The 4,962-nt window shown below is 54.2% G+C and carries 6 protein-coding genes; 5 read left to right on the top strand and 1 reads right to left on the bottom strand.

What is annotated here, in order from left to right; all coding sequences use genetic code 11:
• Positions 1–499 (bottom strand): hypothetical protein (locus tag PuT2_RS15530; RefSeq protein WP_143516245.1); only part of this gene is annotated, 499 nt, incomplete at its 3' end.
• Positions 500–698: 199 nt separating this feature from the next.
• On the opposite strand from PuT2_RS15530, the gene PuT2_RS15525 reads away from it, so the two are divergent.
• The 5 genes from PuT2_RS15525 to PuT2_RS15505 form a co-directional block, all read left to right on the top strand.
• Positions 699–1,217 (top strand): hypothetical protein, encoded by a 519-nt coding sequence (locus tag PuT2_RS15525; RefSeq protein ID WP_093971903.1) that lies wholly within the window; start codon positions 699–701, stop codon positions 1,215–1,217.
• Positions 1,218–1,450: 233 nt separating this feature from the next.
• Positions 1,451–1,843 (top strand): phage protein NinX family protein, encoded by a 393-nt coding sequence (locus tag PuT2_RS15520; RefSeq protein ID WP_093971902.1) that lies wholly within the window; start codon positions 1,451–1,453, stop codon positions 1,841–1,843.
• Between the two features lie 162 nt (positions 1,844–2,005).
• Complete coding sequence (locus PuT2_RS15515; RefSeq protein WP_143516244.1) at positions 2,006–2,545, top strand: hypothetical protein; 540 nt, start codon at positions 2,006–2,008, stop codon at positions 2,543–2,545.
• A complete protein-coding gene (locus PuT2_RS15510) occupies positions 2,545–3,489 on the top strand; it encodes a hypothetical protein (protein WP_093971900.1) in 945 nt (314 codons plus the stop codon). Before PuT2_RS15515 ends, PuT2_RS15510 begins: the two co-directional genes overlap by 1 nt.
• Positions 3,486–4,962 (top strand): hypothetical protein (locus tag PuT2_RS15505; protein ID WP_143516243.1); only part of this gene is annotated, 1,477 nt, incomplete at its 3' end. The genes PuT2_RS15510 and PuT2_RS15505, both read left to right, overlap by 4 nt.

The following is a 4,962-nucleotide window of genomic DNA, read 5'->3' as shown; positions in this document are numbered from 1 at the left end:
TGGGGTTGGCCACACGCTTACTGTCATCCTGCTCGTAGTCTTCGACATCGTAGCTAAAGTTGGCTACATCAATGGGGGCGGTGCTCAAGATCTGGTCCACGCGCCCACATTCGCTGGTCACAATGACCACGCGTGGCGCCTGTAGTAACTCTGGATAAGCCTGGCGCAAGGTTGCCAAAATCTGCTCCTGAGGCATTGTCGACAGCAGTGAGCGCACCTCCTGAGCGATCATGTCTGAAGTGTGATACTGAGGCCGCATAGATTTTTGAGCCAGGTTCTCCACCGATTGCGCATCTTCGAGCATGCCCGCGTATCCAATTAGCTCATCCACAATCGGCCAACGAACAGGCACAGCCGGGGCTTTGATTGAAATCGCTTCAATGATTCCTGATGCTTCTCGCAGAATTTGCGTCAAGCCGACCGGTATCTGGTGGCGCTGATGCAAATTGCTTGGTGATAACGCCCTGGGTCCTGCGCCCGATGTGATGTTATTGCTCATTGCGACTCTCTCCTATTCAATCGATCAGGCAACGCGTGGGTCGCGGCGCCCTTGCCACACGCGTGGCTTCACAGAACAAGTGTGCGTGAACGCGCTGACAGAATCCAGAATTGGGAACGCTTTATTTTTGAGCGCGAATTGTTTGGTTTCTCCTTCTTCACCGATAGACTGGTTTCAGATTAGAGCAATGGAGCAACCCATGATTTCTGAAATTCTCGCCTATGCAGGACCTTATCGCCTGACAAACATCAAAACCACAACCACGGACGACGGTCTGGCCTGGAGCGCCCAATTGTATTTGTCGGGACAACCGATAGGTGAGGTTGAGGATCGGGGCGATGGCGGCCCGACTCAGGTGTTTGTCAATGCGCAGGAGCAACAAGCCTTGAAAACGTTCTCTGAACAGAGAACCGGGGAAGACATTGAGCCTGAGGCAGTCTTTCTCGCGATGCTGGCCAGCTATACGGAGCGAATCGACAAGCTCATGGCGATCAATGCGGCAACCCCTGTCATCTTTTCCCCCGACAGTGCGGTTGACGTTTTTGGAGTACCCACAAAACACGCCATTGCGCGATGTGCCAACACAGAGCAGAACCTGAGGGCCATTCGCAATCGTTATCCCGATCACCGTTTGCTTAGCGACGAGATTGTATTTTGGACGGCGTCGTCTCAAGGGCTTGGCGAACCAGTTCCGAAAGTGGAGCGCCCCCAAACATAGTTTCGGTTTTTTCCATTGGCTCGGTAGACTGGATTCAAGAGTTAAGGAGCCTCTGAACAAGTCCTCACGCCGTCTGGATCTGTCGATTCGGGCGTTCTGCGGCGTTGCAACTCCTCGCGATAGCTACGGCTATCACTGCGGTTTGCGCCTTGCAGCCCATCCCGAACGACAGTGCATACTTGCCGTTCGACTTATTCAGAGGCTCCTTAACACTAAGTAAAGGAAGAAATCTCATGCCGACCAGACAAAGCACTGTGCAAGTTCACGTTAATACCCTTTCGGGCGTAGCTCTTGATTGGGCGGTCGCTAAGTGTTTGGGCGTGCACGTTGTAGTTGGGATTAACGCTCAATGCCTTTGGCATGTTCGGGGTTCGGACGAGCCGTGGGGTGCTCAGATCACCTACCTTAACTGGGCAAAAGGCGGACCGATCATTGATGGCATCCAGGGATTCGAGCTGAAATGCTGGCTGGAATCAAAGCCAGAATCGCGTTGTGAAGCGCATATCCACAACCATGCGGGCGACTGGATCGCATTTGGCCCCTTGCCTCTGGTCGCAGCTCTTCGTGTTTATGTGGCCAGCACGCTTGGTGAGGTCGTAGAAATCCCTGTGGAGCTGGTGGCTTGACATCTGGCCAGCGCAATGCGGCAAACAACGGCTGCCAAAATTATCGCGCCCAAAACCTTGGAATCAAAGTCTCGTTTCTTTATTCTCAAAATCCTGTTTCCCCAAATTCCAAATTGACTCGCTACCCTAAGTAGGCGAGCTCTTATACGCCAGAGATCTCCTATGACAAATCTTCTTGATGCGAACGTGAAGTGCCGACTATGCGGCTGCAGGCTCAACGAATCTGAAGACGATGATTTTTCTACGAGCGTGTGTTGCTCTTGCTCCACTCGCCCTGAGGCCAAGCGGCTAGATGTGGGCACATTGCCACAAAGTGAATTGCGCAAAGACATTGGTAATCAAGCGCCAGCGCGTGGATTTACGCCCGCAGAAAAAGCGTTGATCCGCAAGGTGCATGGCTATATGCCAACCGCGCAACTTCTTTCCATCTTGAACGAGCGTTTGATCTGTGATCTTGGCCCTGACGCAGGGTTGTATACCCTCGATCAGCTTACCGCCGAGATTGGCGATTTGACCCCGGTCACACCAGCTGGTGGACATGATTGGGGAAGTTTGCGAAAGCTACTGGCCAAGGCCAGGCGCGATGGGCTGCTTGAGCTTATCAGTGAGCAAACCATAAACGATTTCGCCGTAGTTTTCTCCCTCAATGCCAAACAGGTGTTGAATCTGAAAGACATCGTTCTACCTGCCAAGGAAATGTAATGAGCCGATCTGTTGTTCGACGCAATGAAATGATGGGAGCCACCCTTGATCTTGGGGGCGCGCCCATTGAGTTAGCCGAGTACGCCACCACGGGGCTGTTGGCCATCGCTATCGGTCCACGCGGCAATGGAAAGACGAATGCTGGCCTATTGATGGCCGAGCAGCTTTCGCGCCAGGGCTGGGTCAGCGTGTTGGTTGATCCGGAGGGCGAGCTGGAGTCGTTATATGGGAAAGCCGTCTCGGACGCACAAGCGCTCGCGCGACGACTTGAGAAACGCGATAAGCCCATTGTTGTGGTCGCTGCCGGCGATGCGACAGAGTTCATTGCTTACGGGCGGGCACTGCTGGAAGCTGCCGATGTCCATCGCAAGCCAATTTTCTTAATGATTGACGAAGGCCAGGTGTTTAGCTCAACCAAAAAACGCAAAGATGATGTGGGCGAGGCAGTTGATATCATCAATCAGTTTGCCGAACGCGGCCGCAAGCGGGCGCTGGATCTGTTCGTAACTGCACATCGTTACACAGGCTCTATTCACCGATCCCTATTCGCCAATAAGAACCTCACCCTCATCGGCTGCCAGGAAGATCCTACGGCATGGGCCGCGCTGGCTCCCCAGTTTCGAGCCTCAAAGATTGAGTTCAACGACTTAAATGCCCTTGCCCCTGGTGAGTTCTTTTGTTTCAGCCGTCGCGGTGTTGAGAAGATGAGGATGCCCATGGCTGATGCGCTCGGGCACGTCGCTCCCAAAGCCAAAGCCGTTAAACGTGCGCTACCTAGCACATTTAGTCAATGGAACAGGGCCATGATGGAAATCTCGGACGATCGCCTTGCCGCCCTTTCGGACCGCGTAGTCTCCTTCCTGGGGGCGGTCGCTGGTTTGGCGCCACAGCAGATGCTCTCAGGTGTTCGCGCCCTTCAGGATGAACGTGAGGCTCGGCAATGACGACTCTTGAACGCGACACACAGATCGACTCCTGGCAACGATTTGTTTTAGAGAATGGTTGGCGCGCAAGCGGATATGACCTGGCACACGTATTGGGGCGCTCAGTTCGGCAGATCGACCAGGTGCGCAAAACGGCGGCTATGCGAAAACTGACCAAGTCCAAGACGTTCAATGAACTCTTTACCCTATGGCACGGGAGGTCACCTGCAGACGCTGATTGGCCCGTGCCGCGCAAGCTTGGCAATCGGACTGCCTACGAGTGGCAAGCCCCGGAGCTCGCCTTACTGGCCAGTCTCGTGGGCCAACTTGGCGTGAAAGAGATTGCTTTAACCCTGACCGAGCGACTTCGCCAGATCACTAACGATCGGCTCGCGAACCGTACTGCCGTCGCAGTACAGAATCAGATCACACGCCTGGGCTTGCAAACGAGCGATGTTATGGGCGGCATTACAATCCCTTCAGCCGGCAAAGAGGTAGGATCGATTGCAATTGTTCAGCACGCCATTCGGACTGGGCACCTTCGGGCGAATCGGGTTGGCCGGCTTTGGGTTATTCCCTATGATGCCTGGGGTCGCTGGAAGTCCACCCGGGTGTTTGCGCCTGAGGGCTACGTCCAGCTAAGCACGCTAAAACAGGCGTTGGCTATTCGTAGTGACAAGCTCTCTGAGTTTGCCAGGATGGGATATATCCCGGGGACGATTCGTACAACCCCATTTGGCGCGTCAGTGGCAACAACCCAACATGGCACCTGGTACATAGATGCAAATGTGGCAAAGAAACTGCTCGCAGATCGAAAAGCAGGTAGGCCTATGCCCTGGCACGGCAAGCCACTGCTCGACAACTTGCGCGTTACCTATAAACTTTGGTGTGAGCGCAAACATCCAACGAATTGCTCCACATGTCAGGAGATCTGGGGCAATAAGGGGGCGCCAGCAACATTTGACGAGTATGTTGAGCGCTACCCGCCTCTGGCCCATGGTGCCAAGCGCCATTTGACGCGGATTTGGACACCCGGCTTAACACCCGAAGAAGTTGCCAAGCAATTCAAAGTGGATATCGCCGGCGTGCAGCTGGCCATGGCCAATGGAATGTTGGTTAGCCAGGTAATTGGCGGCACCAGATACGTTACTCAAAGCGAAGCCACACGCTGGCGAGCCCGTCGCTATCCGACAGGGGAAAACGCCAAATCCTGGATCTCATTACCGACTGCGGCATGTCAGTATCTGTTTACCATCAGCGAACTGCGATCCTTCGTTGCGAAAAAGACGCTGTTATCGCGAACAGGGACGCACGGGGCCGCTCGTGGAACCCTGTATGTTTCAAAACATCAATGCGCTCAACTAAGGGCTAACCTGGGATTCTCGCTTGAAGAGGCAGCCAGACGTGCAGGCATATCCGTTGAGCGTTTTAGCCGGCTTCTCGATGGTGTCAATTGGCGGGCATCAGACCACACGAGTTCGACAGTTAAAAGCG

It is taken from the genome of Pusillimonas sp. T2 (genome assembly GCF_002236805.1).
Classification (GTDB): domain Bacteria; phylum Pseudomonadota; class Gammaproteobacteria; order Burkholderiales; family Burkholderiaceae_B; genus Neopusillimonas.
This window is presented reverse-complemented; position numbering and strand designations above follow the sequence as displayed.